Source organism: Streptomyces sp. NPDC096176 (assembly GCF_044763255.1).
In the GTDB taxonomy this organism is placed as follows: Bacteria; Actinomycetota; Actinomycetes; order Streptomycetales; family Streptomycetaceae; genus Streptomyces.
In genome coordinates, this window is sequence record NZ_JBIWFV010000002.1 from 165476 (window position 1) to 191019 (window position 25544).

Here is a 25544-nt window from a genome sequence, read left to right on the forward strand (position 1 = left end):
CGTTTCCGCCCAACTGCCCGGTATCAGCGGGCATCCCGGCCGACGGAGCATCGGGGGATGCACATGAACAGCGCTCCGCACCTGTTGACCGAGGACCGCGCCGAGTACGAGCGAGTCCTCGACGACGCACTGCGCAACGCCCATGAACGCCCGGATCTGGCCGCTGTGGGGCTGCGCCTGAACACCGAGCAGCTCCGCACCATGGCACTGAACGCGACGGCACTGATCACCACGTCGGCCGCCGCCGAGTACGAGCACTATGTGAAGGTGCGCCGAGACATGCGCTCGCCCACGTTGGCCGACTCGGTGCGCAGCTCAGTGTCGGCACCGGCCGTGGGGGAAGCCGCCGAGGGCGGTGCGGGCGTCGCCGCCGTCATCGCCGTGCTCGCCCCTGTCCTCGCCGGTACAGCCGCGGCCATATTCCTGCTCGTCGGCTACATCCTGAAGATGCTCAGCCCCACCCCGTCCTTCGCCGACGCCCTGCTCACGGCCGGCTGGTTCTTCGGCGCGCTCACGGCAGCGGGCATCCTGGTCGCCGCGGTGGGGCTGCTGTTGACCGCCCTGCGCAACGGCGCCGCCCAGGTGGCGGACGCGGTGCCCTCCGGCGAACTGCCGGACGAGGTGGCACGGGCCAGGGAGGCCTGGCGCCATGCCCTGCTGGAGCGCGGCATTCTGCCGTTCCTGCGGGCAGCCCTCGCCGATCCCAGTGCCGACCCGTCGTCCGCGAGACCGCCGCGGCCGGTGAGCCGCATGCCGAAGATCGGCTACAGCGGACCCGACTTCTCAAGTCCCGCGGACGGCTCGGGTAAGGGACGGCGCGCGACATTCACCAGCCCGGACTTCACCAGCCCGGACTTCGGGGGCCCCGAGAACCGGCCGGAGTGATCCCGGCCGGTGCCCGCGGGACGTCGCCGGGCCCCGTGCCCGGCGCGCCTTCCGCCCGCGCTCCGGGGCGGCGTCGCGTCAGTCCGCGATGGGCAGGTAGACCCGATTGCCTGCGGCGGCGAACTCCCTGGACTTCTCGGCCATGCCCGCCTCCGCCTCCGCGGCTGCCGTGTCCGCCTCCCCCAGCTCGCCCCCGTGCTTGCGCCTGATGTCCTGGGAGATCTTCATCGAGCAGAACTTGGGACCGCACATCGAGCAGAAGTGCGCGGTCTTCGCCGGCTCGGCGGGCAGCGTCTCGTCGTGGAACTCCCTCGCCGTGTCCGGGTCGAGGGCCAGATTGAACTGGTCCTCCCACCGGAACTCGAAACGCGCGTCCGACAGCGCGTCGTCCCACTCCTGGGCGCCCGGGTGCCCCTTGGCCAGATCCGCCGCATGAGCGGCGATCTTGTACGTGATGACGCCGGTCTTGACGTCGTCTCGGTCCGGCAGGCCCAGGTGCTCCTTGGGCGTGACGTAGCAGAGCATCGCCGTGCCCCACCAGGCGATCATGGCCGCCCCGATCCCGGACGTGATGTGGTCGTAGGCCGGCGCAACGTCCGTGGTGAGGGGGCCGAGCGTGTAGAACGGCGCCTCCTCGCAGATCTCCTGCTGGAGGTCGATGTTCTCCTTGATCTTGTGCATCGGGACATGGCCCGGGCCCTCGATCATCGTCTGCACGTTGTGGCGCTTGGCGATGGTGTTGAGCTCGCCGAGTGTCTTCAACTCGGCGAACTGCGCCTCGTCGTTGGCGTCCGCGATCGAACCGGGGCGCAGCCCGTCGCCGAGGGAGTACGTCACGTCGTAGGCGGCGAGGATCTCGCAGAGCTCCTCGAAGTTCTCGTACAGGAACGACTCCTTGTGGTGCGCCAGGCACCAGGCCGCCATGATCGAGCCGCCGCGGGAGACGATGCCGGTCTTGCGCCGGGCCGTCAGAGGCACGTAGCGCAGCAGCACTCCCGCGTGGACCGTCATGTAGTCGACGCCCTGTTCGGCCTGCTCGATGACCGTGTCCCTGTAGACGTCCCAGGTCAGGTCCTCGGCCTTGCCGTCCACCTTCTCCAGCGCCTGGTACAGCGGCACCGTTCCGATCGGGACGGGGGAGTTGCGCAGCACCCACTCGCGGGTGGTGTGGATGTTGCGGCCGGTGGACAGGTCCATGACCGTGTCGGCGCCCCAGCGGGTCGCCCAGGTCATCTTCTCGACCTCCTCCTCGATGGAGGAGGTGACGGCGGAGTTGCCGATGTTGGCGTTGACCTTCACCAGGAACCGCTTGCCGATGATCATCGGCTCGATCTCCGGGTGATTCACGTTCGCCGGCAGCACGGCCCGGCCGGCCGCGATCTCCTCCCGCACCACTTCGGGGGAGACGTTCTCGCGGATGGCGACGTACTCCATCTCCGGCGTGATCTCGCCGCGGCGGGCGTACGCGAGCTGCGTCACCGCCTGCCCGTCGCGGCCACGGCGGGGCTGTCGCGGGCGTCCCGGGAAGACGGCGTCGAGGTTGCGCAGTCCCCCGCGCGGCGATGTGTGCTTGATCCCGTCGTCCTCCGGCCGGACCGGCCGCCCCGCGTACTCCTCGGTGTCGCCGCGGCCGATGATCCAGTTCTCCCGGAGCGGCGGCAGCCCGCGGCGCACGTCGGTGTCGACGTTCGGGTCGGTGTACGGGCCGGACGTGTCGTACAGCGTGACGTCCTTGCCATTGGTGAGATGCACCTTGCGCACCGGCACGCGGAGGTCGGGGCGCGATCCCTCGACGTATCCCTTGTGCCAGCCGATGGACTTCCCGGCCTCGTCGTTCTGGTTCGAGGCAGGCGTGCGTGCGTCCGATACGGTCATGAGACCTACTCCCTACGCCGGCATTACCCGGTAACAGGTTCGGCGGTCGGCGCAGCTGGTCCCGTACAGGTGTACGAAGGTCAGCGCCCTCTCAGCCCGGTGCTCCGAGCTCCCGCGTGTGCAAAGGTGCCACCACGCTAGCGTCATATCTGGCGCGCTGAACAGAGGGCCCCGGCTTCTTGCGATGATCGACCCGTGACCTCATCGCCACAGTCCCCAGAACCGCACGTCCAGGCCCACGGCCATGGGCACAGCCATGGGCCCGCCGCTCCGGTGTCCCGACACCTTCGAAAGATCATCGCAGCCGTACTGATCCCCTTCGCGACAGCCGTCCTCGTCGGGCTCGCGGTGCTCTGGCCGGGAGGCGCGCCCGGCCACGAACGCACCGGCGTCGGCTTCGACCGGCAGACCGAGCAGGGCAAGGTGGTACGCGTCGAGAAGGTCGACTGCAAGGACGTCAACGCCGCACAGGTCCCGCCGACCGGCGACACCTCCACGCCCGAGGGACGCGAGGCCGTAGCTGCGCAGCAGGGCCGGTGCGCCAGGGCGACCGTCGAGGTCGTGAGCGGCAAGGACAAGGGCCGGACATTCGTCGAGATCGTCCAGCCGGACGCGCCACGGCAGTTGAGCGAGGGCCAGGGCGTCGTCGTCGCGTACGCCCCCGACGCACCTCGCGATCTGCAGTACTCGGTGACCGACGTGGACCGCGAGTTCCCCATGGCACTGCTCGCGGGGATCTTCGCCCTCGCGGTGGTGCTCGTGGGCCGGATGCGCGGGGTGATGGCCCTGATCGCGCTGGCGGTCTCGTTCGCGGTGCTGACGCTGTTCATCCTGCCGGCGATCCTGCAGGGCTCGAATCCGCTGATCGTCGCGGTGGTCGGGGCGAGCGCCATCATGCTGATCGCGCTGTACATGTGTCACGGGGTGACGGCGCGCACCTCGGTCGCGGTGCTCGGCACTCTGGTCTCGCTGCTGCTGATCGGGCTGCTGGGGTCGCTGTTCATCGGCTGGGCGAGCCTGAGCGGGAACACGGACGACAACACCGGCCTCATCCACGGCCTGTACCCGGACATCGACATGAGCGGTCTGCTGCTGGCGGGAGTCATCATCGGTTCCCTCGGTGTGCTCGACGATGTGACGGTGACCCAGACCTCGGCCGTGTGGGAACTGCACCAGGCCGATCCGGAGATGGGCCCGCGTGCCCTCTATCGCGCCGCGATCCGCATCGGCCGCGACCACATCGCCTCGGTCGTGAACACCCTCGTACTCGCCTACGCGGGCGCGGCGTTGCCCTTGCTGCTGCTCTTCTCGATCGCCCAGTCGGGCGTGGGCGCCGTGGCCAACAGCGAACTGGTGGCGGAGGAGATCGTACGGACCCTGGTGGGCTCGATCGGCCTGGTCGCCTCCGTACCGGTGACAACCGCCCTGGCCACCCTGGTGGTCTCCGCCGACCGTCCGCAGCCGGCCGAGCAACCGGCCGGGTCACCGGTTCGGGGTGGCAGGGGGCGGCGGCGCAAGAAGTAATCGCGCGAGCGGAGCCGATGGGACGTCAGCCGGCGTTCTCCTCGGCCAGGATGCGTCCGAGCGCCTCTTCCAGACTCACTTCGCAGTCACCCAGCGAGAGCTCCTGCCCGATCGGCACCAGCTTGTCCGTACGGTCGAGGAAGGCCACGAGCGGCGCCGCGCCCGCGCAGAACAACGCCGAGTCGGCGCCGACCCGAAGCCGGATACGAACGTCAGACAGGCTTTCGGGACCGACGGGCGCGATATGCACATCACCGTCCCCGCTCGGCCCATTGATCCCGTCGAGCAGCAACTCCCGCCCGAATGCCCAGGTCACAGGCGCGTCACCGGGAAGGTGAAAGGTCATCCGCACCGCGTACGGATCCCAGGTCTCGTAACCCAGCTCCACCGGAATCCGGAAGGAGAGCTCCTCGGAGACGAGGAAGCTCATCAGTACCTCGGCCTGGACCGACTCGCGCATCACATACTCCGCAGTAATGAAGCAATGAATGAACCCGTGCTGGCAAAGCAAGAAAACGGCCAGGAACGATCCCCCTAGGCCCTCTTGACGCAATCGTCCTGGAAGCGCTAGCAGATCACAAGGAGTGATATTTCAGATACTGATAGAGAAGGCAAGTGACCCCAACAGCCCACCGATTCCCGTCCTCAGCTGCTCCACCGCAGGAAGCAATCTGGCTTCCTGGCGCAGGGGGAGAGAAATCGCCATCGTTGCGACGACAGGGCCGGCGGTGATCGGAATGGCAGCACAGACCGTGCCGAGGGCATATTCCTGACGCTCCACGACCGGCGCCATGGGCCCACGTGACGCGAGCCGTTCCAGCAGTGCGCTCCGGTCACGCACCGTGTGCGGCGTGACGGGCTGAACGGGATGGCGGTCGAGGTGGTCGCGGCGGGCGGACTCGTCGAGCTGGCCGAGAAGGCACTGGCCCAACGCGTGCGCGTGGCCGGTCTCGCGGAAGTCGGCCCATTCGGCGACCGCCGGCGCGTAGGGCGTGTCGGAGACCGCGACGATGTCGATCTCGCCTTCGCGGTAGACGGCGAAGTAGACGGGTACGCCGATGGCATCCCGCCAGTGCGCCAGCGACTCCTCCAGCGTGCTGCGACGATTCTGCAACGAGCCGCCGGAGACGAGCCGTTCAACGGCGTTCCCGAGGGCGTACACACCGTTCTGGCGCCTCAGATAGTCGCCGTGGGTCAGGGTGCGCAGCAGGTGGTAGGCGGTCGGCAGGGGGATGCCGGCCTCGCGTGCCAGAAGCTTGGCGGGAGCGCCGTCCGGATGCGCGCCTGCGGCCTCCAGCAGCCTCAGCGCCCGTTGCACGGAGCTGATCAGGGTCGGTGCAGTGGCATTCGTGGCCCCGGCCACAGGTCACCCCCAGGCGTGGTGACGGGCTGCATGCCCGCCCGCGGGGGCCGCCCCCGCGCGCCCGCCGCATCCCCGGGCCCTGAACGGCCGTTCAGCTCAGGACACCTCGGAGCGCTGGTGAGAGTTGTGATCCGAATTTCCCGAGGGCGGCAGAGATGAGCCACTCTAATGGCAGCGTCGGCCGGGGAACGGGGATCGACCGGCGGTTCCCCCGGCCGGGCTAACGGTCTTTCGCCACGGCCCCGGCGTCCCTACCAGTCACCGCGGGAGCCGGACGACGCCATGAACTTCCGTACGACGAAGACCAGTCCGCCGACAAGGGCGACGAACACCAGTAGCTTGAAGAGCAGTCCGATCACAAAGCCGACGACGCTCGCGATGAGCCCACCGAAGACGACCAGCGCGATCACCGGGATCGCAATCCACTTCACCCACCACGGCATCCCCGTGAAGATCTCCTGCACAGCCATCGTCCTACCTCGCTTCTCCCGAGTGCCTGCCCCCGAGTGCCTGTCTCGATGCTAGGCGGGTGGACGTGGTGAACGGGATGCCGCGAGCCCTTGAACTCCCCTGACCGAACCCCTAGGGCCTCCTCATCGGTTTTGGCCGGCCTCTCGGGGCCAACGGTCAGCTCTCGGGCGGCGAGAAGACCACCATGACCCGCAGATCCTCGCTGATGTGGTGGAACTTGTGCGCCACACCAGCCGGTACGTACACGACGCTGCCCCGGCCGACCTGTGTGGTCTCCATGCCCACCGTGATCGCCGCCCGGCCGCTGACCACGAAGTAGACCTCGTCCTGGTTGTGCGGGAGCTGCGGGTCGATCTCGCCGGCGTCGAGCGCATACAGGCCGACCGACATGTTCCGTTCGCGCAGGAACTGCAGATACGCGCCGTCGTTGGCGGCGCGCTCCGCCTCCAGCTCGTCCAGTCGGAATGCTTTCATCGCGGTCCCGCCCCTGCACTAGGTCCGATCACGTCTGCCACGATCAGACACATGATGAATTTCCTAGTCAAGACGATCGCGAACGCGGGTGCCCTCTGGGTGTCCGTCTGGTTGCTGCAGGACATCACGCTGACCGGCGACAGCACCGGCAAGAAGGCCTGGACCCTGATCCTGGTGGCCCTGCTCTTCGGGCTGGTGAACTTCCTCGTCAAGCCCGTCGTCAAGCTGCTCACTCTGCCCCTGTTCATTCTCACCCTCGGCCTGATCACCCTGGTGATCAACGCCCTGATGCTGCTCCTCACCTCGTGGCTCGCCGACAAGCTCGACCTGAGCTTCCATGTCGAGGGCTTCTGGACCGCGGTTCTCGGCGGCCTGATCATCTCGATCGTGTCCTGGGCCCTGAACCTCGTTCTGCCCGACAAGGACTGAGCGCCGCGCGATGGCGAACGGACAAGGAGCACATGGCGTGACCGGCACGGCCCAGGGCGACGGCACCAGAGCGGTACGGGCGGGGCTGCCCGAACCGGTGAAGTACGAACCGACCCTGCCCGGTCCGGTCTTCGCCGCCCACTTCCACCTGCCCGGGGAGCCGACCGGCCCGTACACGTACGGCCGCGACGAGAACCCGACCTGGACCCATCTCGAGCGAGCCCTCGGCGAGCTCGAAGCGCCGGGGGAGAGTGTCGAGACCGTCGCCTTCGCCTCCGGCATGGCGGCCATCTCCGCCGTACTGATGTCGCAGCTGAAGACGGGAGACGTCGTCGTCATGCCCGACGACGGCTACCAGGCGCTGCCGCTGGTCCACGAACAGCTGCGGGCGTTCGGCATCGAGGTGCGTACCGCCCCCACCGGCGGCGATGCCCAGCTGAGCGTGCTCGAAGGGGCCCGGCTGCTGTGGATCGAGACACCGTCCAACCCCGGGCTCGACGTGTGCGACATCCGGCGGCTCGCTGACGCCGCACGCGCGGCAGGAACCCTCGTCGCCGTCGACAACACCCTGGCCACCCCCCTCGGCCAGCGGCCGCTCGAGCTGGGCGCCGACTTCTCGGTGGCCAGCGACACCAAGGGCATGACCGGGCACGGCGACATCCTGCTGGGCCATGTGTCCTCCAGGGATCCGCAGCTCGCGGCAGGGGTACGGCGCTGGCGCAAGATCGTCGGAGCGATCCCGGGGCCGATGGAGGCGTGGCTCGCGCACCGGTCGCTCGCCACCCTTCAGCTGCGCGCCGACCGTCAGAGCGCGAACGCGCTGGCCGTCGCGCAGACGCTGAGCGGCCGCGCCGAGGTCAGCGGCCTGCGCCACCCCGGTCTGCCGACCGACCCCTCGCACAAGCTCGCGGCCCAACAGATGCGGCGCTTCGGCTGCGTGGTGTCCTTCAACCTGCCCGACCGCGCCCATGCGGAGCGCTTCCTCGACGGGCTGCGGCTGGTCGACGACGCGACCAGCTTCGGCGGCGTCCGCTCCACCGCGGAACGCCGCGGCCGCTGGGGCGGGGACGCCGTCCCGGAGGGCTTCATCCGCTTCTCGGCCGGCGCGGAGGACGCCGACGACCTGGTGGCCGACGTACTGCGGGCCCTGGACGAGGCGGCTGCTCCCGCCGCCCACGCACGGCCGCCTGCGCACGGCGGCTGAACTCGATACGGAAGACGGGCGGTCCGAGCCTCCCCCCTCGTGGCTCGGACCGCCCTCGGTTCCCGCGCGCCAAGAACCGTCTCGACAAGGCTAGTTGACTCAGCGTCAGTGTCCAATCACTGTAGCGACAGAGACCTATCGACTTATTTATAGTTGGCGGGGTTCGGGGGTAACGTCGGATCGGGAAGGGCATGGCATGGATCTGGCCCTGCTGCGCACATTCGTCACAGTGCACCGGGCAGGATCCTTCACGCGCGCCGCCGCCCTCCTCGGACTCTCCCAGCCGGCGGTGACCGGGCAGATCCGCACTCTCGAGCGGCAGCTCGGCAAACCGCTCTTCCTTCGCCAGGCGCGCGGCGTCACCCCCACGACCGTCGGCGACGAGCTGGCCCACCGGGCAGCACCCCACCTCGACGCCCTCCTCGAGATAGCCGAAGCGGAGCTCGACAGCGAGACCGGCATCCGCACCCTCCACCTCGCCGGTCCGCCCGAGTTCATCGCGATGCGAGCCTTGCCCGCACTCAGCCCTCTGATCGGCGAGGGACTCGCCCTGCGCGCTTCGTTCGGGAACGCGGAGGAATGCCTCGACGGACTCGCCGCAGGCCATCACGACCTGGCCATCTCCACCGCCCGGCCGCGGGGCGCCCTGCTCAGTGCCACGACGCTGTGCGACGAGGAGCACGTCCTCGTCGCCGCCCCACGCTGGGCCGCCCGCCTGGGACCCTCGGCACTACGCCGGGGCCACGTCGTGCTCGATCAGCTTCCGGTGGTCGAGGTCCACGAGTCCTTACCGTTCGTGTCGCGCTACTGGCACGCCGTCTTCGACTCGCCACCGGCTGCCGCGGGCACCGTCATCGCACCCGATCTGCGAGCTGTCCTGGAAGCCACCGCCTCCGGTGCCGGCCTCGCCGTGCTGCCGCGCTACCTGTGCGAGGACGCCTTGGAGCGGGGCCGCGTCGTCGCTCTGCTCGACCCCCCGGTGCCGCCGTTGCGCACGTACTCCCTTGTCGTCCGCACAGGAACGCTCGCCCACCCCCATATCGCCAGGGCGCACGAATCACTACTGCGCGCCGCCACCGACTGGTGACGGACACACGCAGAACGCCCTCACGAGTTTCAGACGCGGAGACATGGGCCACTCTCTTGCCATGACCGAACGACCAGTGGTCAAGCGCACCGCACGCGCCATCCTGCTCGACGGCGACGATCTCGTCCTGATCAAGCGCACCAAGCCCGGCGTGGACCCGTACTGGCTGACGCCCGGCGGCGGGGTCGAACCGGAGGACGCCACCGTCGTGGACGCGCTCCATCGGGAGGTCGACGAGGAGCTGGGCGCAAAGATCACCGACGTCGTGCCGTGCTTCGTCGACACCGTCGAGCACATTGCGGACGGTGGTGTGACGGGAGTGAAGGTGCAGCACTTCTTCGTCTGCCGTCTGGAGTCCATGGACCCGGCGCTACGCCATGGCCCCGAGGTCGACGAGCCCTGCGGCGAGTACGAGATCGTGCGGGTGCCGTTCAGTCGCGTCGGAATCGCCGCCGTCCATCTCGTGCCGCTGTCGCTGCGCCACTACCTGGACGGCAACATCGAGGGCGTGCGGGCCATGCACGCACCCGACCTGGGCTGAAAGCGACTACGGGGCCGGTAAGGAACTACTAGGCGGCGCGCACCAGTTCGTAGGCCTCACGGAGATCGAGTCCGGCGTAGGTGTGTGTGGCCAGGCCGGTGAGATGGTGATCGGCGTTCACGGCCACCGCAGTGGGGACCGCCGCGAAGATCGCGGCGTCCGACATCGAATCGCCGTAGGCGACGCAGGCGTCCAGGCCCACGCCGAACTCGGTGCAGAGCCGACCGGCAACTTCCACCTTCGCGGCAGCGCTGAGGATGCCCGCCGGATCCACGGGCCGGCTGAAGGGAATCTCGGGGAAGCGTGAGCCGTGCGCCGCATGGGCGCCCCAACCGACCAGCCGCTCCACAAAGAACGACGGCGACAGGGAGATCACGGCGCAGAAGTCGCCGCTCTCCCGGATCTCGCTCCAGACCTCGCGGATGCCCAGGAGCCAAGGAGCGGAGTCGAAAGCCGCAGCGACATGCGCTTCGGTGAGGTCTGTCCACAGGGCATGCACGCGCACCGCATACTCCGGTGGTCCGATCCGGCCCGCGATCAGGTCCCGCTCCACCTCACCGATCTCGTCCAGCAGCCCAAGCTGTCGGGAAATCTCGACCGGCGCCGCCGAACCGTGGATCAGGGTGCCGTCCAGATCGAAGATGTGGAGCCTCGGCCGTCGTCTCATGTACGCCGAGGCTAGTACCCCGGATTACTCCCGCTGACAGACGCGCCGGAACCCGCTGCCAGGCACCGTGTTTCACGTGAAACCACTCACGCGTCCCGTCCGCCGGGCCATCCTCGTCGTCCATGTCGCCGCATCCGCCGCCTGGCTCGGACTCACCCTCGGCCTGCTCGCCCTTGCACTCACGGCGTACACCACAAAAACAACGTCCATGATCGAGGCCTCGTACCGATCCATGAACGTCTTCACGGACTGGCTGGTACTGCCCGTGGCGCTGCTCACCCTGCTCAGCGGTCTCGTTCTCTCGCTGGGCACGAAGTGGGGGCTGGCCCGCCACCGCTGGGTCTACATCAAGTTCTGGCTGACCGTCGCAACCACCACCGCGTCCGTCCTCGTGCTGCGCCCGGGCGTCAGCAGGGCCGCCGACACAGTCGCGTCCGACGGAATGGTCGCCGAACCCCGCGACGTACTGATGGGACCGGCCGTCTCGCTGACCGCCTATCTCTTCATGACGGCTATCTCCGTTCTCAAGCCATGGGGCCTCACCCGACGCGGCCGTCAAAAGCGCGTCTTGGCCAGTTCCCCCAAAGTGGTGGACGAACGATCAATGCGTCAGACAGCCTGAGCTCATGCAGACGCCCCTCTCCGAACTCGCCATCAGGCACCTGACCACGGATGACCTCCTGGCCTGTGCCGATCTCTCCGAGGACCGCGGCTGGCCGCGCGAGGAGCACAAGTGGGGCCTGCTGCTCGCTGCCGGTACCGGATATGGGATCGACGACCCCGAGGGCAAGGGTCTGGTGACCGCATGCGTGCTCACGCGCTACGAAACCGGCCTCACGGCCATCGGCATGGTGTTGGTGGCGGAGCGTCACTCCCGCCAGGGCGTCGGACGGCGTCTGATGAAGCAGGTGCTGAACGAGGTGGGAAGCACCCCGGTCACTCTCCATGCCACCCCCAACGGGAAGCCCCTGTACGAAGAACTGGGGTTCGCCACCACCGGTCGCGCCGAGATGGTCCGCGGCCACTTCACCGCTTCGGGGCCACAACCGCAGGTGGCGACCCGCCCCGCCACCGCGGAGGACCTGCCCGCGCTGCTGCGCCTGGACAACGAGGTCTTCGGCCTCGACCGCACACACATGATCACGCGCCTCCCCGCCTTCGCGGACCAACTGCGAGTGGCGGAGGACGACGGAGTCCTGACGGGGTACGCGGCCGCTTGGCCGAACATGGCCACCCAGGTCGTGGGCCCGCTGATCGCCCGGGACACCGAAACGGCGAAGGCCCTGATCGCGTCCCTGGCAGAGGGCACAGACCGTCCGCTGCGTACCGACATCGATGTGCGCCACGAGGAACTGCTGACCTGGGTGAAGGAATGCGGTCTGGCCCCCGTCGCATTCCACGCGGTGATGACCTTGGGGCTCCCGGAGCTGCCCGGTGACTGGACCCGTCGCTTCGCACCTCTGACGGTCGCGGCGGGCTAGGCCTCTCTTTGGCTCTTGTCGGGTTCGCGCGCCCTGGCGCGCGCCTCGTCGATCCGGCCTGATCCACATGCCAGACCCAGGGCGACCGCTTGAGCAAGCCAAATTCTGCCCGGGCCCAGGTCCCGGACAGGCTGGACGGGCCCCTCGGGAAAGAATTGCAGTCGCTGGCTACTTGTACACGCGGGCTATTGCGCTTATCGCCTACTCTGGTGGTGAGCCGCTCCGGCACCGAGGAGGAGACACATGACAGCGACCGACCCCGCCCTCACCGCCCTCGCACAGGGCTGGTGCGCCCTCTCGCTGCTCCACGGCAAGATCGAGGCGCACATCGAGCGTGCCCTCGAGTCCAAGCACGGCCTCAGCGCCCGGGAGTACTCACTCCTCGACGTCCTCAGCCGCCAGCACGACGGCGAGGGCGGCCACCTCCAGATGAAGCAGGTCGCCGACGCTGTTGTCCTCAGCCAGAGCGCAACGACGCGCCTCGTCACCCGCCTCGAGGATCGCGGCCTGCTCTCCCGCTACCTCTGCCCCACCGACCGCCGGGGCATCTACACCGACGTGAGCGAGGCCGGCCTCAAGCTGCTCGCCGAGGCACGGCCCACCAACGACAACGCTCTGCGTGAGGCCCTGGACGAAGCTGCCAAGAACCCTGAGCTCGCCCCGCTGGTCAGGGCGGTCGAAGAGCTCAAGGTCCCCGCCCGATCCGCTTAGCCGCGCCTCGCAGGCGGGCGGCGGGCACCACTGCCCTGGCCAGACCCGCGGGTGCGGTTTCACGTGAAACGTCGCGATACGCGACTCAACCAGGGATTCCGCGCCATCCTGAAGGGTCCACGCCCCCGGGAACAGCGTCCTCGGGCTCGTACGGCTCCCGCGTGAAGACGAACGAACCCAGATCCAGATGGCTCACGGAGCCGTCGCCGCGTCGCACCACCCGCAGGGTCTCGCCCGCGTAATAACCGTCCAGGCCGATCCATGTCTCCTCGGAGCTCGCCTGGAATCGCGAGCGCCTGCCGGCACCCCGCAGCGGTTCCAATTGCAGACCCCGATCGGCGACCAGCCGCAGGCCAAAGGCGTGCGTGCCCCAATACCAGGGCCCGGTCAGCGCCAGGAGCTCCTGGTCGACCTCCGGCAGCGGGCGCCACGGCTCAGGGATTCTCGGTTCGGCGTCGGCCACGATGCATACGAGGTCCGCCGCCACGGTCGCGGCGAGCGGCCCGGAGGTGGCATTGGCCAGCGCAACCGCGGCGACACCTTCCTCCACGCTCACCCACAGCCCGGCGAGGAACCCGGGCAGCGAACCCGAATGTCCCACGAGGGTGCGGCCCTCGCTCCTCACGATCTGAAGCCCCAACCCGTAGCAGCTGTCCCACTCCCCCGCCTCCGGAGGCGCGGAAGGAGCCCGCATCTCCCGCACAGACTCTGCACGGAGTACCCGGTCATCCCCCTCCGCGAGGAAGCCTGCGAAACGGCACAGGTCGGCGACGGTCGACCAGAGCTGCCCGGCAGGGGCCATGAGTCCGAGATCCTCGGTGGGTTCGGGGAGCATCACATCCGCCCACGGATGCACCGCCCAGCCACCCGCGTGCGGAGCCTGTGCCTGGGTGCTGGTCCGCCGCAGTCCGAGCGGTTCGAGGATCTCCCGTGTCAGCACCTCCTCCCAGGACGCATCGCGGACCGCTTCGACGAGCGAACCCAGCACGGCGTAACCGGGGTTGGAGTAGTGATGCCGTCGGCCCGGAGGATGCATCTCCGCGCCGTCACCGAGCACGTCGGACAGCTCGGTGCGCAGCGAGCCCGGTGTCCGCTCCCACCAGGGGGCGGGCGCCTCGGCACTCACACCCCCGCTGTGGCCCAACAGCTGGGCGATCGTCACCTCGCCGATCCCGGTCCCAGGCAGGTGCTTGTCCAGGGGGTCGTTCAGATCGAGCAGCCCCTCGTCCCGCAGCCGCATCACCAGAACCGCCGTGAAGGTCTTGGTGATGGAGCCGATGCGGTACTGCGTGTCGGCGTCCGGCGCATGACCGTCGACGCATGTGCGGGAGCCCGTCCACATCAGTTGCCCGTCGCGCTGAACGGCTCCGACGAACGAGGGTGCGCGCCCTTCGCTCTGGGCAACGGCGAGACGGTGGAACAGAGCCCGCCGTGTGGCGGGGAGCAGTTCTTCCAAGGCTGAGGTCATGAAGCAGGTCTATCGGTGACTGTCCGTCGAGTCGACCTCATTTGCGGGACACGCGGAGCAATGAGCCCACCGGGACCGGGCCCTCGTGTAGGGAGCCGTTTCTTCTGACCGACCTCGACGCTGTGAGCTGGGGACCTGCCCCCCCGTCCAAGTTGATGTCACCGGGAGAACGTCCAAATGACGTGACCATTCACATGCCGACGGCACGACGAGATGTCCTGGTTGAGCAAGCTCACAGCGTGCTGAGGAACGCCCTGATGGCTGCGGCAAACTCCGCTGGAACCGTCTCGTGGACGGTGTGCCCGGCAGGGAGTTCGACGAGCCGAGTGTGGGGACGCCGTGCCGCCATGTCCTTCGCCTGCTCCGCGCTGAGCACCGTGCTGCGGCTTCCTCGGATGAGCAAGGCCGGGAGTTGCTGGCGAGCCAGTCGTTCCAGTGGTCGCCGTTGAGGTGCTGCTGTGAAGAGTTCATGTCCTTCGGATCGAAGGCAAGTCCCCATCCGTCGGCATACTCACGGACGGCGTCCATGAGGTAACTCGCTGACGGACCGAGCTCGTCGAGGAACTCGCCTTGGGTCGGGGCCCGGTGTGGCCAGGACAGGCTGAAGGAGAGGTCGTCATCGACTTCGGCGCCGATGTCCTCAACGATCAGTGCGTCCACAAGCCCGGGGAGCCGGGCCGCGAGCTGGTAGGCGTTGACGCCTCCGAGGGAGTGGCCGAGTACGACCGTGCCGTCGATCCCCAGATGTTCCAGCACTGCCGCAGCGTCCTCGACGTAGCCGATGCGAGAGAAGTCGGCGGGAGGATCGGAGCGGCCGTGTCCACGCTGGTCGAGGGCGATGACCCGCCAGGAGTCGCCCAGCTCCCGGGCAAGGCGCGTGAAGGTGCGACCTTCTCCGAAGTGCCCGTGCAGGGCCAGCAGAGGGCGTCCCGGACCACCGAAGTCGAGGAAGGAGAGGCGACGCCCGGCCACCACCGTGGCCGCGCGCTTCGGTTCGGTCGGGATCGTCGACAGCATGGTCGTCAGTATGCGGTCCTGGCTTCCGCGCTCTGCAGCTCGGCCAGGATGTCGGCGAGAGTCTGGATTGCTTCAAGGACCACCCACGCTCGGTCTTCAGCCGTACCGTCCTGACCACGGACGCTGACCGTAGCCTCCATGCCCCACCCCACTCCGGCACCATCCACAGCACGCTGCCGCTTGCGACACACCGAGGGATCACTCACCCAGGGCTTCACCCGAAACGAGTGACGTCATGACGGGTCGCTCTTCGACCCGATGCCTTTGATTCTGGTCGTAGTTCCGTCCGGGGCGAACGAGTGGTGGAAGGTGAAGGCGTGCGGTGCGGAGCCGTGGTCGTGGAGGTGTTCCAGCCTGGAAACCCCGTCCTGCCAGGTGGGTATCACGCCGTCGGAGACCCACCAGAACACGTAACCCGGGTGTCCTGTCCTCTCGAACCAGTCGTAACGCCTGTTCAGCGCCTCACGGTGCAGACCGGTGTAGATGGCGTCGAAGGCGGGGCGCAGGTCGGTCCAGAGCGAGAGGGTCGCGGCCAGGGCGGTGGTTTCCACCGTACGGCCCTTGCCGTACCAGGTCGGTACGGCGAACTCTCCCCATGCACCCCAGTCCGCCTCGAAGAGCATGCCCCGGTCACCGTCTGCCGCTTCAGCACGCGCGAGGTACCCGGGGTGCTGACTGATCTTCCGGTAGACGGCCTCACCACTGTCGTAGAACTCGCGCGTGAGAGGTCCGGGATCGGCGAGAGGTGACTTCAGGACGCCGAATGTGTACAGAGCAAGATGGGGCATGCGTCTCTCCCTGGTGGGGGGTGCCTGGTGTGGACCCGGTTCGGTGGCTTACGCATGGGGACGAGGATTCGTGGGGCGTGACCAACTCATCCGTCGCGAGCGGCTCAGCCTGAAGGAACTCCTGTGCGACCGTGGGTGGCCGCCCAACGCCAGGTGAAGGTAGCTGCCTCTGCGGGCCATGTCGAAGTTGCGATTTCCCTGTCAAAGTGGCCTCTTGCAAGGGCCTTGCGGGAGCTGGGGCGGTGGCGCTGCCTGCCGTCGTGGAAGTCCGCATCGGCCCAGCAACTGCGGAGGAGCAGCATCGACAGCTCCGCTCAAGCTGGTGTGCCGGGGCGACGCCAGCGGTGCCGAGACTGGGTTGGATGACGCAGTGTCCTGCCAGACTGCGGCTGTCAGATGGTGGGCCGTTGACGAGCTGGGATGCCACGTCGTTTGCGACCGCGGAGGCTCGGGGTTCTCAAGCGACCTGGCTTTTACGGAAGTCTCGTTCGCGACAGAGGCGGGCCACGGCCATGGAGATATCCGTGTGGCCCGCCATGCCGTCTGCTGGTCGCGGCCGTTTCAGGCTTGGTTTCCGGGCTGGAGCCTCAGCTGTTGGCCAGGGTGCGGTCCAGAAGGGGGAGCAGGCGATCCCAGTGGCGCTTCATCCCGGAGGCGCTGAAAGCGTCGGTGTCGGACATGGTGAAGCCGTGGATGGTGCCGGGGTAGATCTCGGAGGTGTAGCCGACACCTGCCGCATCCAGGGTCTGGTTGAGCTCGCCGAGGGCCTCAGGTGTCATGTCGCCTTCGGCGTGGCCGAGGTGGATCTGGGCGGTGAGCTTGGAGAAGAGGTTGGCCCCATCGACACCCACGGGGCCGTGGAACGCGGCGACGGCCGCCACCTGGTCGGGATGGGCCGCGGCCGTGCGCATCGCGTAGAGGCCGCCTATGCAGTAGCCGGTCACCGCGACCGGTCCGGCGCCGACCTCGGGCTGGGTGGTGAGGAACCTGAGGTAGGCGTCGGCGTCGTTCAGGACACGTTCGGCGGTGTGCGCCTCGATCAGGGGCATCAGCTGGGCGAAGACCGCGGGCCGGACCTCTTCTCCGATGTACTCGGGAAGCTCGACCAGCGGTGCCGGGCCGTGCCGGTAGAAGGAGTTGGGGACGAGCACGTAGTAGCCGTGCCCGGCCAGTTCGCGGGCCATCTCCCGCAGCACGGGCCGGATACCGAAGCCGTCCGCGTACATCAGCACCCCTGGGTGCTGCTTGCTGTGGTCGGGGAAGGCGGCGAAGGCGTCGGCCTGGCCGTCCATGGTGGGAATCCGCAGCGTCTTGGTGGGCATGAATGCTCCTGTCGTGGTTGATGTGCAGAGCCTGTGATCAACACGACGGAGGCGGAGCCCGCGCAGCAGCGCAAGAGCCTCGATCAAACAGCGGGCCCAAACCGGCCCGTACGGCGCTCAGTAGAGCCCCGGGTCACCGATCCGTGTGTGGCGCGAGGCCGTCCCGGTATTCATAGCCGCACAGCGTAGCCCACCGGGTATGAGCCGACGCCCGATCTTGCGTGACCTGGGCGTTATTGGCTGTCTCACGGCATTGTCACCCATGATCAGTCTCAAATCCGTGGCATTTCCTCGCGAGGGCGAGGTCGAGATCAGGCGGCTTGCCCGAGTCGGCCGAGTACACCACGCTGAGCCCCGAGCACGAGGACTACCGGCGAGCCCAGATCGCGCACCGATGAGTTTCCCGCACCACGCTGGTCTACACGCCGGACCCCCACGGACGGAAGGCTGGGCCATGCGGAAACTGATCTACGGCATGAACCTGACCCTGGACGGCTACATCGCCGCGGCCGGCGACGACATCGGCTGGAGCGGACCGCCGAGCGACGAGCTGTTCCAGTGGTGGCTCGACCACGAGCAGGCGAGTGGCCTGTCGCTGTACGGGCGCAAGCTGTGGGAGACGATGAGCTCCTACTGGCCGACCGGCGACCAGCAGCCCAACGCCACCCCGGCGGAGATCGAGTTCGCCCGGAACTGGCGGGACACGCCGAAGGTGGTGTTCTCCTCGACGATCGACAAGGTCGACTGGAACACCCGCCTGGTCACCGGCGACGCGATCGCCGAGATCACCCGGCTCAAGGCCGAGGACGGCGGCCCGATGAACATCGGCGGCGCGACGCTCGCCGGGGCGGCCATGCGCGCCGGGCTGATCGACGAGTACGCGATCGCCGCCCATCCGGTCCTGGTGGGCAGCGGCACGCCGTTCTTCACCGCGCTGGACAGCTGGGTGAACCTGAACCTGGTGGAGACACGGACGTTTCCCGGCGGCGTGGTCCTGACCAGGTACGAGACGAGGCGCTGAGCAGCAGCACCCACGCGCTGGTCTCACGGTGATGTCGTATACGACATCGGTACGACACGGCCCGTGAGATGACGAACCCCCGCCGACACACCGACTGGGGCACACAGCCACGGCTTCCCCCAGACGAGCGATGGCCACGACCTGCACGTCTCAGATTCGTGTCACATCCGACTGTGATCCGACATCAGCGCTGAGATTCCGACAGGAAATTTGAGACCCTGCGCCTCGACCGATCAAGTCTGCGCCATGTCCACGAACCGCGAATAGTGACCCTGGAACGCCACCGTGATCGTCGCGGTGGGTCCGTTTCGGTGCTTGGCCACGATCAGGTCCGCCTCGCCCGCTCGAGGCGACTCCTTTTCGTACGCGTCCTCGCGGTGCAGCAGGATGACCATGTCCGCGTCCTGCTCGATGGAGCCGGACTCACGCAGGTCCGAGACCATCGGCTTCTTGTCCGTCCGCTGCTCGGGGCCACGGTTCAGCTGGGAGAGCGCGATGACCGGAACCTCGAGCTCCTTGGCCAGCAGCTTGAGGTTTCGCGACATGTCGGAGACCTCCTGCTGACGGCTCTCGGCCCGCTTGGACCCGCCCGACTGCATCAGCTGCAGATAGTCGATGACCACCAGCTTGAGGTCGTTGCGCTGCTTGAGCCGACGGCACTTCGCCCGGATCTCCATCATCGAGAGGTTCGGCGAGTCGTCGATGTAGAGCGGCGCCTGCGACACATCCGGCATCCTGCGCGCCAGGCGCGTCCAGTCCTCGTCCGTCATCGTTCCCGACCGCATGTGGTGAAGCGCCACCCGGGCCTCGGCGGACAGCAGTCGCATGGCGATCTCGTTGCGGCCCATCTCGAGCGAGAAGATCACGCTGGGCAGGTTGTTCTTGATCGAGGCGGCCCGCGCGAAGTCCAGCGCCAGCGTCGACTTACCCATGGCAGGACGGGCAGCAATGACGATCATCTGGCCCGGGTGCAGCCCGTTGGTCAGAGAGTCGAAGTCCGTGAAGCCTGTCGGCACACCGGTCATCTCGCCGCTGCGCGAACCGATCGCCTCGATCTCGTCGAGCGCGCCCTCCATGATGTCACCGAGCGGCAGATAATCCTCGCTTGTGCGCTGCTCGGTGACGGCGTAGATCTCCGCCTGGGCGGAGTTCACGATCTCGTCGACGTCCCCGTCGGCGGCGTATCCCATCTGCGTGATCTTGGTTCCGGCTTCCACGAGACGGCGCAGAACCGCGCGCTCATGGACGATCTCCGCGTAGTACGAGGCGTTGGCCGCGGTGGGAACCGACTGGACGAGGGTGTGCAGGTAGGGAGCGCCGCCCACGCGGGTGATCTCGCCCCGCTTGACCAGCTCGGCCGCGACCGTGATGGGGTCAGCCGGCTCGCCCTTGGCGTAGAGGTCGAGGATGGCCTGGTACACCGTTTCATGGGCCGGGCGGTAGAAGTCGTGGCCCTTGATGATCTCCACGACATCGGCGATGGCGTCCTTGGACAGCAGCATGCCGCCGAGAACGGACTGCTCGGCATCAAGATCCTGCGGAGGAACGCGCTCGAACCCGGGCGACCCACCATCCCAGCCGCCGCTCTCCCTGCCTCGGTCGTGCTGGTCCTCACGGTTGCGGCCCTCGCGACGACGCTGACGGGAAGCGGGAAGACGGTCCCCAGGACTGTCGGCCGCCCACGGATCGTCCAGGGGCTCGGAAATGCTCACCCGGGCCACCTCCTCCCGTCCGCTCCACGGACCTACGCCGAGGCACTCTTTCTACGCCACGGCACTGACAAAACGAGTCGCCGAACTCCGCTTGCTGCGAGGCTTCTGCGGGGGCTTTTCGTGAGCCGGGCGACGGTCCACCGTAGGCCCGGCGGCACCGTCAGCCAATCTGGTTATCCACAGGTGGTGTGGACGAAGCACCGGATGCTGTGGAGAACCCTCCGCAACCTGTGCACGGACCGGGGGACAGCACTGTGGAAAAGTTCACGATCCCCCGCCTGAACCTCATTTGACCTGCTGCTTTCGCATCCACCGCCTGTGGGGGAGAAAAACTTTCCCGAGCGGACCAAGATCAGAACAAACGGCACACGGACGAGCCGTCAACGCACCGTTCCGTAAGGAGTGCAGATGGATTGCATCTCTTACCTGTGGAAGATTAGATTGCCGCCATGACACAGGTTCCCGTGGGGCGTAAGGAACGCCGGAAGCTGCACGACCGGGAGATCGTCGCGCTCGCCGTCCCGGCCTTCGGCGCCCTCGTCGCCGAGCCCCTCTTCGTGATGGTCGACAGCGCCATCATCGGTCATCTCGGCACCCCGCAGCTGGCCGGCCTCGGCGTCGCGGCAGCCCTGCTGATGACGGCCGTGAGCGTCTTCGTCTTCCTGGCCTATGCCACCACGGCCGCCGTTGCTCGGCGGGTGGGCGCCGGCGATCTCCAGTCGGCCATCCGGCAGGGGATGGACGGCATCTGGCTGGCGTTCGTTCTCGGCATCGCCGTCATCGCCGTCACTATGCCGACGGCCCCTTGGCTGGTGGGCGTCTTCGGTGCCTCCGACACAGCTGCGCCCCACGCGATCACCTATCTGAGGATCTCCAGTTTCGGCATTCCCGCCATGCTGATCGTCCTCGCGGCCACCGGCGTGCTCCGTGGCCTTCAGGACACCCGCACTCCCCTCTATGTCGCGGTCGGTGGCTTCACCGCCAACGCAGCCCTCAACGCCGGCCTGGTCTACGGAGCCGACCTCGGCATCGCCGGGTCGGCATGGGGAACGGTGATCGCCCAATGCGGCATGGCTGCCGCCTACCTCGTCGTTGTTGTCCGCGGAGCCCGGAGGCACGGTTCTTCACTGCGCCCCGACGCAGCAGGGATAAGGGCCAGCGCCCAGGCCGGAGTACCGCTGCTGGTCCGTACGCTCTCCCTGCGAGCGGTCCTGCTGATCGCCACGGCGGTGGCGGCCCGACTCGGCGACGCCGACATCGCCGCCCATCAGATCGTGCTCTCGCTGTGGAGCCTGATGGCCTTCGCGCTGGATGCCATCGCCATCGCCGGACAGGCCATTATCGGCCGCTATCTGGGAGCCGGGGACGCCGAGGGCGCCAAGCAGGTGTGTCGACGGATGGTTCAGTGGGGCGTGGCGGCGGGTGTGGTGCTCGGCATCCTTGTCGTGGTCTCGCGTCCGCTCTTCATCCCCTTGTTCACGGGCGACCAGGCTGTTCAGGACACACTGCTCCCCGCGCTCCTGGTCGTCGCGGTGTCCCAGCCCATCGCGGGTGTCGTCTTCGTCCTGGACGGCGTCCTGATGGGCGCGGGCGACGGCCCCTACCTGGCATGGGCGATGCTGTTCACGCTGGCCGCCTTCGCACCCGTCGCGCTGCTCGTTCCCGCCCTCGGGGGCGGTCTGACCGCTCTGTGGTGGGCGATGACCCTGATGATGACCGTGCGGCTGCTGACCCTGTGGTGGCGGGCGCGTTCCGGACGATGGATCGTCACGGGGGCGACCCGATGACCGTCACGTCAGCTGCAGCCGGCCGCTGTTTCACGTGAAACGGTGCCGCGGGCCGAGCACCCCGCAACGGCGGAAGGGCCGCACCCCGAGGGGTGCGGCCCTTCTCAACTGCTCTCCCGAGCGCATCGCTTAGGCGGCGACGACCTCGACACCGAGCTGTGCGGCAACCTCGGGGTGCAGACGCACGGACACCTGGTGCGAGCCCAGGGTCTTGATCGGCGAACCGAGCTCAACGCGGCGCTTGTCGACCTCCGGGCCACCGGCAGCCTTGATCGCCGAGGCGATGTCTGCCGGGGTGACGGAGCCGAAGAGACGGCCGGCGTCGCCGGAGCGAACAGCCAGACGCACCTTGACGGCCTCGAGCTGACCCTTGATGGAGTTGGCCTGCTCGATGGTCGCGATCTCGTGGATCTTGCGGGCGCGGCGGATCTGCGCCACGTCCTTCTCGCCACCCTTGGTCCAGCGGATCGCGAAACCGCGCGGGACCAGGTAGTTGCGAGCGTAGCCGTCCTTGACGTCCACGACGTCGCCGGCAGCACCGAGGCCAGAGACCTCGTGGGTGAGGATGATCTTCATGTTTCGGTCACCCTCCCCTTATCGCGCGGTGGACGTGTAGGGCAGCAGCGCCATCTCACGGCTGTTCTTCACGGCCGTGGCGACGTCACGCTGGTGCTGCGTGCAGTTGCCGGTGACGCGGCGGGCACGGATCTTGCCACGGTCGGAAATGAACTTCCGCAGCATGTTCGTGTCCTTGTAGTCCACGTAAGCGGTCTTGTCCTTGCAGAACGCGCAGACCTTCTTCTTAGGCTTGCGCACAGGCGGCTTCGCCATGGTGTTTCTCCTGTGTGATCAAGAAGTGGGTAACGAGCTGTCCCTAGAAGGGAGGCTCGTCCGAGTAGCCGCCGCCGGAACCGCCGGAGCTTCCGCCCCAGCTGCCCCCACCCTGCTGCTGGCCGCCGCCGGCCGGGGCGCTGGTGGCCCAGGGGTCGTCGGCGGGTGCACCGCCGCCGCCCTGCTGCTGACCACCACCGGGGCCGCCGCCCCAGTTGCCGCCGCCCTGCTGGCCGCCGCCGTAGCCACCCTGGCCGCCGCGACCGGTGGTCTTGGTGACCTTGGCCGTGGCGTTCTTGAGGCTGGGGCCGACTTCCTCGACGTCCAGTTCGTAGACCGTGCGCTTGACGCCCTCGCGGTCCTCGTAGGACCGCTGCTTGAGCCGGCCCTGCACGACGACACGCATGCCGCGCTGGAGCGACTCGGCGACGTTCTCCGCCGCCTGACGCCAGACCGAGCAGGTGAGGAAGAGGCTTTCGCCGTCCTTCCACTCATTGGTCTGACGGTCGAAGGTGCGGGGAGTGGACGCGACGCGGAACTTCGCGACCGCCGCACCGGACGGGGTGAAGCGCAGCTCGGGGTCGTCGACGAGATTGCCGACGACCGTGATGACGGTCTCGCCTGCCATGGGTGAACCTCTCGGCGGGGATTGCTTCTGGCTGCTTGCTGCTACTCGAACCCGATGACCTCTGAGCTAGACGCTCAGTGGGTCTCGGGACGGAGGACCTTGGTCCGGAGGACCGACTCGTTCAGGTTCATCTGGCGGTCGAGCTCCTTGACGACCGCAGGCTCGGCCTGCAGGTCGATGACCGAGTAGATGCCCTCGGGCTTCTTCTTGATCTCGTAAGCGAGACGACGACGGCCCCAGGTGTCGACCTTCTCGACCTTTCCGTTGCCCTCACGGACGACGGAGAGGAAGTTCTCGATCAGCGGGGAGACAGAACGCTCCTCGAGATCGGGGTCGAGGATGACCATCACCTCGTAGTGACGCATGTGGAACCCACCTCCTTTGGACTCAGCGGCCACGGTCGTTCCGTGGCAGGAGGGTCGTGATGCGTGAGCAACGGTATCCGCCGCCACTGACAATCCCCCCTCGTCGAGTGGAGATCGCGTCCTGGCCTGGGCAGACACCGGTGCAGACCGTACAGAGTACCTGCACCCAGGCTTCCGGTTGAAATCCGGTGCCCGATGGCCCCAATCTGTACACATCGGGTGTGCGCGGCGCTACCATGCGCCGCCTTCCGGCAAGCCAGGAGGTGCCTCATGGCACAGGCAATGCGACGTCCTTCCTCCGCTTCTCTGCTCGCCACGGACGGCAAGTCTCATCCCCTTCAGGACACCCTGATGGCGGTGACGCTGGTACTGGGCGCTCTCGCGTTCGTCACGGCGATGTTCCACAACCTGCATCTGCTGAGCTCCTGGGCCGGGCTCATCGGCATCGCGACCGGCGCGTACGGGCAGTTCGTCTCGGCGACGACGCGCGAGCGATTCCTGCTGATCATCGGGCTGGGCGCATCCGCGGTGGGCTTCTTCCTGGGGATGGCCCACGGCGGCCTCTTCGGCGGAGTCCTGGGCTGAGGCCACCCCGGACCACAACAGGAACGGGAGCGGGAGCGGGCCGATGGGCGGCCCGCTCCTGCGCACAGCCATTCGGGGCCCTTCCTCGGACCAGTAGGCTTCGGCGCGAGAGCCGGAGCCCCTGTACCCATGGGGACACACCTGCCGAGGAGCGCCCCGCATGAGCCTGACCCTGAGGACCATCAGTCGTGAGCAGCATCTGGCATACATCCAGAGCCTGCCCTCGGCCAGTCACTGCCAGGTTCCGGCGTGGGCGGATGTGAAGACGGAATGGCGCTCGGAGAACCTGGGCTGGTTCGACAAGAGCGGTGAGCTCGTCGGCGCGGGCCTGGTCCTCTACCGCCAGCTCCCCAAGATCAAGCGGTATCTGGCGTACATGCCCGAGGGCCCGGTGATCAACTGGTACGCCCCGAACCTCGACGACTGGCTGCAGCCGATGCTGGCGCACCTCAAGAACCAGGGCGCCTTCTCCGTGAAGATGGGCCCGCCGGTCGTCATCCGCCGCTGGAACGCGTCCGCGATCAAGGCCGGCATCCAGGACCCGGATGTGAAGCGCCTGCGCGACGTGGAGGCGACGCACATCGAACCGCGCGCCTTCGAAGTGGCGGACCGGTTGCGGAAGATGGGCTGGCAGCAGGGTGAGGACGGCGGCGCCGGCTTCGGTGACGTCCAGCCGCGGTACGTGTACCAGGTCCCGCTCGCCAACCGGTCGCTCGACGACGTCCTCAAGGGCTTCAACCAGTTGTGGCGCCGCAACATCAAGAAGGCCGAGAAGGCCGGCGTCGAGGTCGTCCAGGGCCGCTACGAGGACCTGGCCGAATGGCAGCGGCTGTACGAGATCACGGCCGAGCGGGACCGCTTCCGGCCGCGCCCGCTCTCGTACTTCCAGCGGATGTGGACGGTACTCAACAGCGAGGACCCCAACCGCATGCGCCTGTACTTCGCCCGGCACAACGGGGTGAACCTCTCCGCGGCGACGATGCTCGTCGTCGGCGGCCATGTCTGGTACTCGTACGGCGCGTCGGACAACATCGGGCGCGAGGTCCGGCCCTCGAACGCGATGCAGTGGCGGATGCTGCGCGACGCGTACGCCATGGGTGCGACGGTCTACGACCTGCGGGGCATCAGCGACTCGCTCGACGAGACGGACCACCTCTTCGGTCTGATCCAGTTCAAGGTCGGCACCGGCGGCGAGGCCGTCGAGTACGTCGGCGAGTGGGACTTCCCGCTCAACAAGCTGCTCCACAAGGCGCTGGACATCTACATGTCGCGTCGCTGACGTCGTCGCGGACGACTCCGTAGTCTCGT

General features: G+C 67.8%; 28 protein-coding genes, 1 pseudogene and 1 riboswitch. Of the genes and pseudogenes, 13 read left to right on the forward strand and 16 right to left on the reverse strand.

Translation table 11 applies throughout. The features are described 5' to 3' along the window. The first annotated feature begins 57 nt into the window (after positions 1–57). Positions 58–885, forward strand: coding sequence for a hypothetical protein (locus ACIQ7Q_RS05910; protein WP_403856708.1), 828 nt, complete (start codon positions 58–60; stop codon positions 883–885). Positions 886–963: 78 nt separating this feature from the next. Here the strand turns inward: ACIQ7Q_RS05910 and thiC are convergent, their stop codons facing one another. Beyond that, a complete protein-coding gene (thiC, locus tag ACIQ7Q_RS05915) occupies positions 964–2760 on the reverse strand; it encodes a phosphomethylpyrimidine synthase ThiC (RefSeq protein WP_403856710.1) in 1797 nt (598 codons plus the stop codon). Then, a riboswitch (TPP riboswitch) is annotated at positions 2753–2886 on the reverse strand. (Overlaps the previous gene by 8 nt.) 69 nt (positions 2887–2955) lie before the next feature. Between thiC and ACIQ7Q_RS05920 the strand changes: the two genes are divergently transcribed. Continuing rightward, the gene (locus tag ACIQ7Q_RS05920; RefSeq protein ID WP_403856712.1) at positions 2956–4284 is read left to right on the forward strand and encodes a YibE/F family protein; all 1329 of its coding nucleotides are present in this window, start codon (positions 2956–2958) and stop codon (positions 4282–4284) included. A gap of 25 nt (positions 4285–4309) precedes the next feature. Here ACIQ7Q_RS05920 and ACIQ7Q_RS05925 read toward each other — a convergent pair whose 3' ends face one another. From ACIQ7Q_RS05925 to ACIQ7Q_RS05940, 4 genes are all read right to left on the reverse strand, one after another. Beyond that, positions 4310–4744: an SsgA family sporulation/cell division regulator gene (locus tag ACIQ7Q_RS05925; RefSeq protein WP_403856714.1), complete on the reverse strand. Its 435-nt coding sequence runs from the start codon at positions 4742–4744 to the stop codon at positions 4310–4312. Between the two features lie 132 nt (positions 4745–4876). Next, complete coding sequence (locus ACIQ7Q_RS05930; RefSeq protein WP_403856716.1) at positions 4877–5647, reverse strand: IclR family transcriptional regulator; 771 nt, start codon at positions 5645–5647, stop codon at positions 4877–4879. A gap of 251 nt (positions 5648–5898) precedes the next feature. Continuing rightward, positions 5899–6111: a DUF5326 family protein gene (locus tag ACIQ7Q_RS05935; RefSeq protein ID WP_356630080.1), complete on the reverse strand. Its 213-nt coding sequence runs from the start codon at positions 6109–6111 to the stop codon at positions 5899–5901. Positions 6112–6274: 163 nt separating this feature from the next. Continuing rightward, the gene (locus tag ACIQ7Q_RS05940) at positions 6275–6592 is read right to left on the reverse strand and encodes a cupin domain-containing protein (protein WP_356630069.1); all 318 of its coding nucleotides are present in this window, start codon (positions 6590–6592) and stop codon (positions 6275–6277) included. Between the two features lie 51 nt (positions 6593–6643). On the opposite strand from ACIQ7Q_RS05940, the gene ACIQ7Q_RS05945 reads away from it, so the two are divergent. The 4 genes from ACIQ7Q_RS05945 to ACIQ7Q_RS05960 all read left to right on the forward strand — a co-directional run bounded on the left by ACIQ7Q_RS05945 (position 6644) and on the right by ACIQ7Q_RS05960 (position 9853). Beyond that, the gene (locus tag ACIQ7Q_RS05945; protein ID WP_403856718.1) at positions 6644–7021 is read left to right on the forward strand and encodes a phage holin family protein; all 378 of its coding nucleotides are present in this window, start codon (positions 6644–6646) and stop codon (positions 7019–7021) included. A gap of 10 nt (positions 7022–7031) precedes the next feature. Beyond that, positions 7032–8225: a cystathionine gamma-lyase gene (locus ACIQ7Q_RS05950; protein ID WP_403856720.1), complete on the forward strand. Its 1194-nt coding sequence runs from the start codon at positions 7032–7034 to the stop codon at positions 8223–8225. Between the two features lie 196 nt (positions 8226–8421). Then, positions 8422–9312 carry a LysR family transcriptional regulator gene (locus tag ACIQ7Q_RS05955; RefSeq protein WP_403856722.1) on the forward strand — a complete coding sequence of 297 codons (891 nt, stop codon included), beginning with the start codon at positions 8422–8424 and terminating at the stop codon, positions 9310–9312. A gap of 61 nt (positions 9313–9373) precedes the next feature. After that, complete coding sequence (locus ACIQ7Q_RS05960; protein ID WP_403856724.1) at positions 9374–9853, forward strand: NUDIX domain-containing protein; 480 nt, start codon at positions 9374–9376, stop codon at positions 9851–9853. Between the two features lie 28 nt (positions 9854–9881). Here the strand turns inward: ACIQ7Q_RS05960 and ACIQ7Q_RS05965 are convergent, their stop codons facing one another. Then, positions 9882–10520, reverse strand: a complete 639-nt coding sequence (locus tag ACIQ7Q_RS05965; RefSeq protein ID WP_403856726.1) for an HAD family hydrolase — start codon at positions 10518–10520, stop codon at positions 9882–9884. A gap of 76 nt (positions 10521–10596) precedes the next feature. Between ACIQ7Q_RS05965 and ACIQ7Q_RS05970 the strand changes: the two genes are divergently transcribed. The 3 genes from ACIQ7Q_RS05970 to ACIQ7Q_RS05980 all read left to right on the forward strand — a co-directional run bounded on the left by ACIQ7Q_RS05970 (position 10597) and on the right by ACIQ7Q_RS05980 (position 12712). Continuing rightward, a complete protein-coding gene (locus tag ACIQ7Q_RS05970) occupies positions 10597–11142 on the forward strand; it encodes a DUF2269 domain-containing protein (protein WP_403856728.1) in 546 nt (181 codons plus the stop codon). A 4-nt stretch (positions 11143–11146) separates the two neighbouring features. Then, the gene (locus ACIQ7Q_RS05975; protein WP_403856730.1) at positions 11147–12001 is read left to right on the forward strand and encodes a GNAT family N-acetyltransferase; all 855 of its coding nucleotides are present in this window, start codon (positions 11147–11149) and stop codon (positions 11999–12001) included. A gap of 243 nt (positions 12002–12244) precedes the next feature. Next, a complete protein-coding gene (locus tag ACIQ7Q_RS05980) occupies positions 12245–12712 on the forward strand; it encodes a MarR family winged helix-turn-helix transcriptional regulator (protein ID WP_403856732.1) in 468 nt (155 codons plus the stop codon). A gap of 85 nt (positions 12713–12797) precedes the next feature. Here the strand turns inward: ACIQ7Q_RS05980 and ACIQ7Q_RS05985 are convergent, their stop codons facing one another. The 5 genes and pseudogenes from ACIQ7Q_RS05985 to ACIQ7Q_RS06005 all read right to left on the reverse strand — a co-directional run bounded on the left by ACIQ7Q_RS05985 (position 12798) and on the right by ACIQ7Q_RS06005 (position 17307). Beyond that, entirely contained in the window at positions 12798–14180 is a 1383-nt protein-coding gene (locus ACIQ7Q_RS05985; protein ID WP_403856734.1) for a serine hydrolase domain-containing protein, read from the reverse strand. A gap of 232 nt (positions 14181–14412) precedes the next feature. Next, the gene (locus ACIQ7Q_RS05990) at positions 14413–14556 is read right to left on the reverse strand and encodes an alpha/beta fold hydrolase (RefSeq protein ID WP_403858027.1); all 144 of its coding nucleotides are present in this window, start codon (positions 14554–14556) and stop codon (positions 14413–14415) included. A gap of 65 nt (positions 14557–14621) precedes the next feature. Further along, positions 14622–15197, reverse strand: a pseudogene (locus ACIQ7Q_RS05995) (alpha/beta fold hydrolase); the annotation flags it as partial. A gap of 233 nt (positions 15198–15430) precedes the next feature. Continuing rightward, on the reverse strand, positions 15431–15985 hold the full coding sequence (locus ACIQ7Q_RS06000) for a DUF3291 domain-containing protein (protein WP_403856736.1): 555 nt from the start codon (positions 15983–15985) through the stop codon (positions 15431–15433). A 587-nt stretch (positions 15986–16572) separates the two neighbouring features. Then, the gene (locus ACIQ7Q_RS06005; RefSeq protein WP_403856738.1) at positions 16573–17307 is read right to left on the reverse strand and encodes a dienelactone hydrolase family protein; all 735 of its coding nucleotides are present in this window, start codon (positions 17305–17307) and stop codon (positions 16573–16575) included. A gap of 454 nt (positions 17308–17761) precedes the next feature. Here ACIQ7Q_RS06005 and ACIQ7Q_RS06010 point away from each other — a divergent pair, with 454 nt between their 5' ends. Then, positions 17762–18328, forward strand: a complete 567-nt coding sequence (locus ACIQ7Q_RS06010; protein WP_403856740.1) for a dihydrofolate reductase family protein — start codon at positions 17762–17764, stop codon at positions 18326–18328. Positions 18329–18561: 233 nt separating this feature from the next. Here ACIQ7Q_RS06010 and dnaB read toward each other — a convergent pair whose 3' ends face one another. Then, on the reverse strand, positions 18562–20022 hold the full coding sequence (gene dnaB / locus ACIQ7Q_RS06015) for a replicative DNA helicase (protein ID WP_403857979.1): 1461 nt from the start codon (positions 20020–20022) through the stop codon (positions 18562–18564). A 467-nt stretch (positions 20023–20489) separates the two neighbouring features. Between dnaB and ACIQ7Q_RS06020 the strand changes: the two genes are divergently transcribed. After that, entirely contained in the window at positions 20490–21827 is a 1338-nt protein-coding gene (locus ACIQ7Q_RS06020; protein ID WP_403856742.1) for an MATE family efflux transporter, read from the forward strand. Between the two features lie 129 nt (positions 21828–21956). Here the strand turns inward: ACIQ7Q_RS06020 and rplI are convergent, their stop codons facing one another. From rplI to rpsF, 4 genes are all read right to left on the reverse strand, one after another. Beyond that, positions 21957–22403, reverse strand: a complete 447-nt coding sequence (gene rplI / locus ACIQ7Q_RS06025; RefSeq protein ID WP_005315027.1) for a 50S ribosomal protein L9 — start codon at positions 22401–22403, stop codon at positions 21957–21959. Positions 22404–22421: 18 nt separating this feature from the next. Then, positions 22422–22658, reverse strand: coding sequence for a 30S ribosomal protein S18 (gene rpsR, locus ACIQ7Q_RS06030; protein WP_005315025.1), 237 nt, complete (start codon positions 22656–22658; stop codon positions 22422–22424). Between the two features lie 43 nt (positions 22659–22701). Continuing rightward, on the reverse strand, positions 22702–23286 hold the full coding sequence (locus ACIQ7Q_RS06035; protein ID WP_403856744.1) for a single-stranded DNA-binding protein: 585 nt from the start codon (positions 23284–23286) through the stop codon (positions 22702–22704). A gap of 74 nt (positions 23287–23360) precedes the next feature. Continuing rightward, positions 23361–23651: a 30S ribosomal protein S6 gene (gene rpsF / locus ACIQ7Q_RS06040; protein ID WP_093655579.1), complete on the reverse strand. Its 291-nt coding sequence runs from the start codon at positions 23649–23651 to the stop codon at positions 23361–23363. Positions 23652–23921: 270 nt separating this feature from the next. Here rpsF and ACIQ7Q_RS06045 point away from each other — a divergent pair, with 270 nt between their 5' ends. Both ACIQ7Q_RS06045 and ACIQ7Q_RS06050 read left to right on the forward strand, forming a co-directional pair. Then, positions 23922–24236, forward strand: coding sequence for a hypothetical protein (locus ACIQ7Q_RS06045; protein WP_403856747.1), 315 nt, complete (start codon positions 23922–23924; stop codon positions 24234–24236). Between the two features lie 160 nt (positions 24237–24396). Beyond that, positions 24397–25515 (forward strand): lipid II:glycine glycyltransferase FemX, encoded by a 1119-nt coding sequence (locus ACIQ7Q_RS06050; RefSeq protein ID WP_403856750.1) that lies wholly within the window; start codon positions 24397–24399, stop codon positions 25513–25515. The last annotated feature ends 29 nt before the right edge of the window (positions 25516–25544 follow it).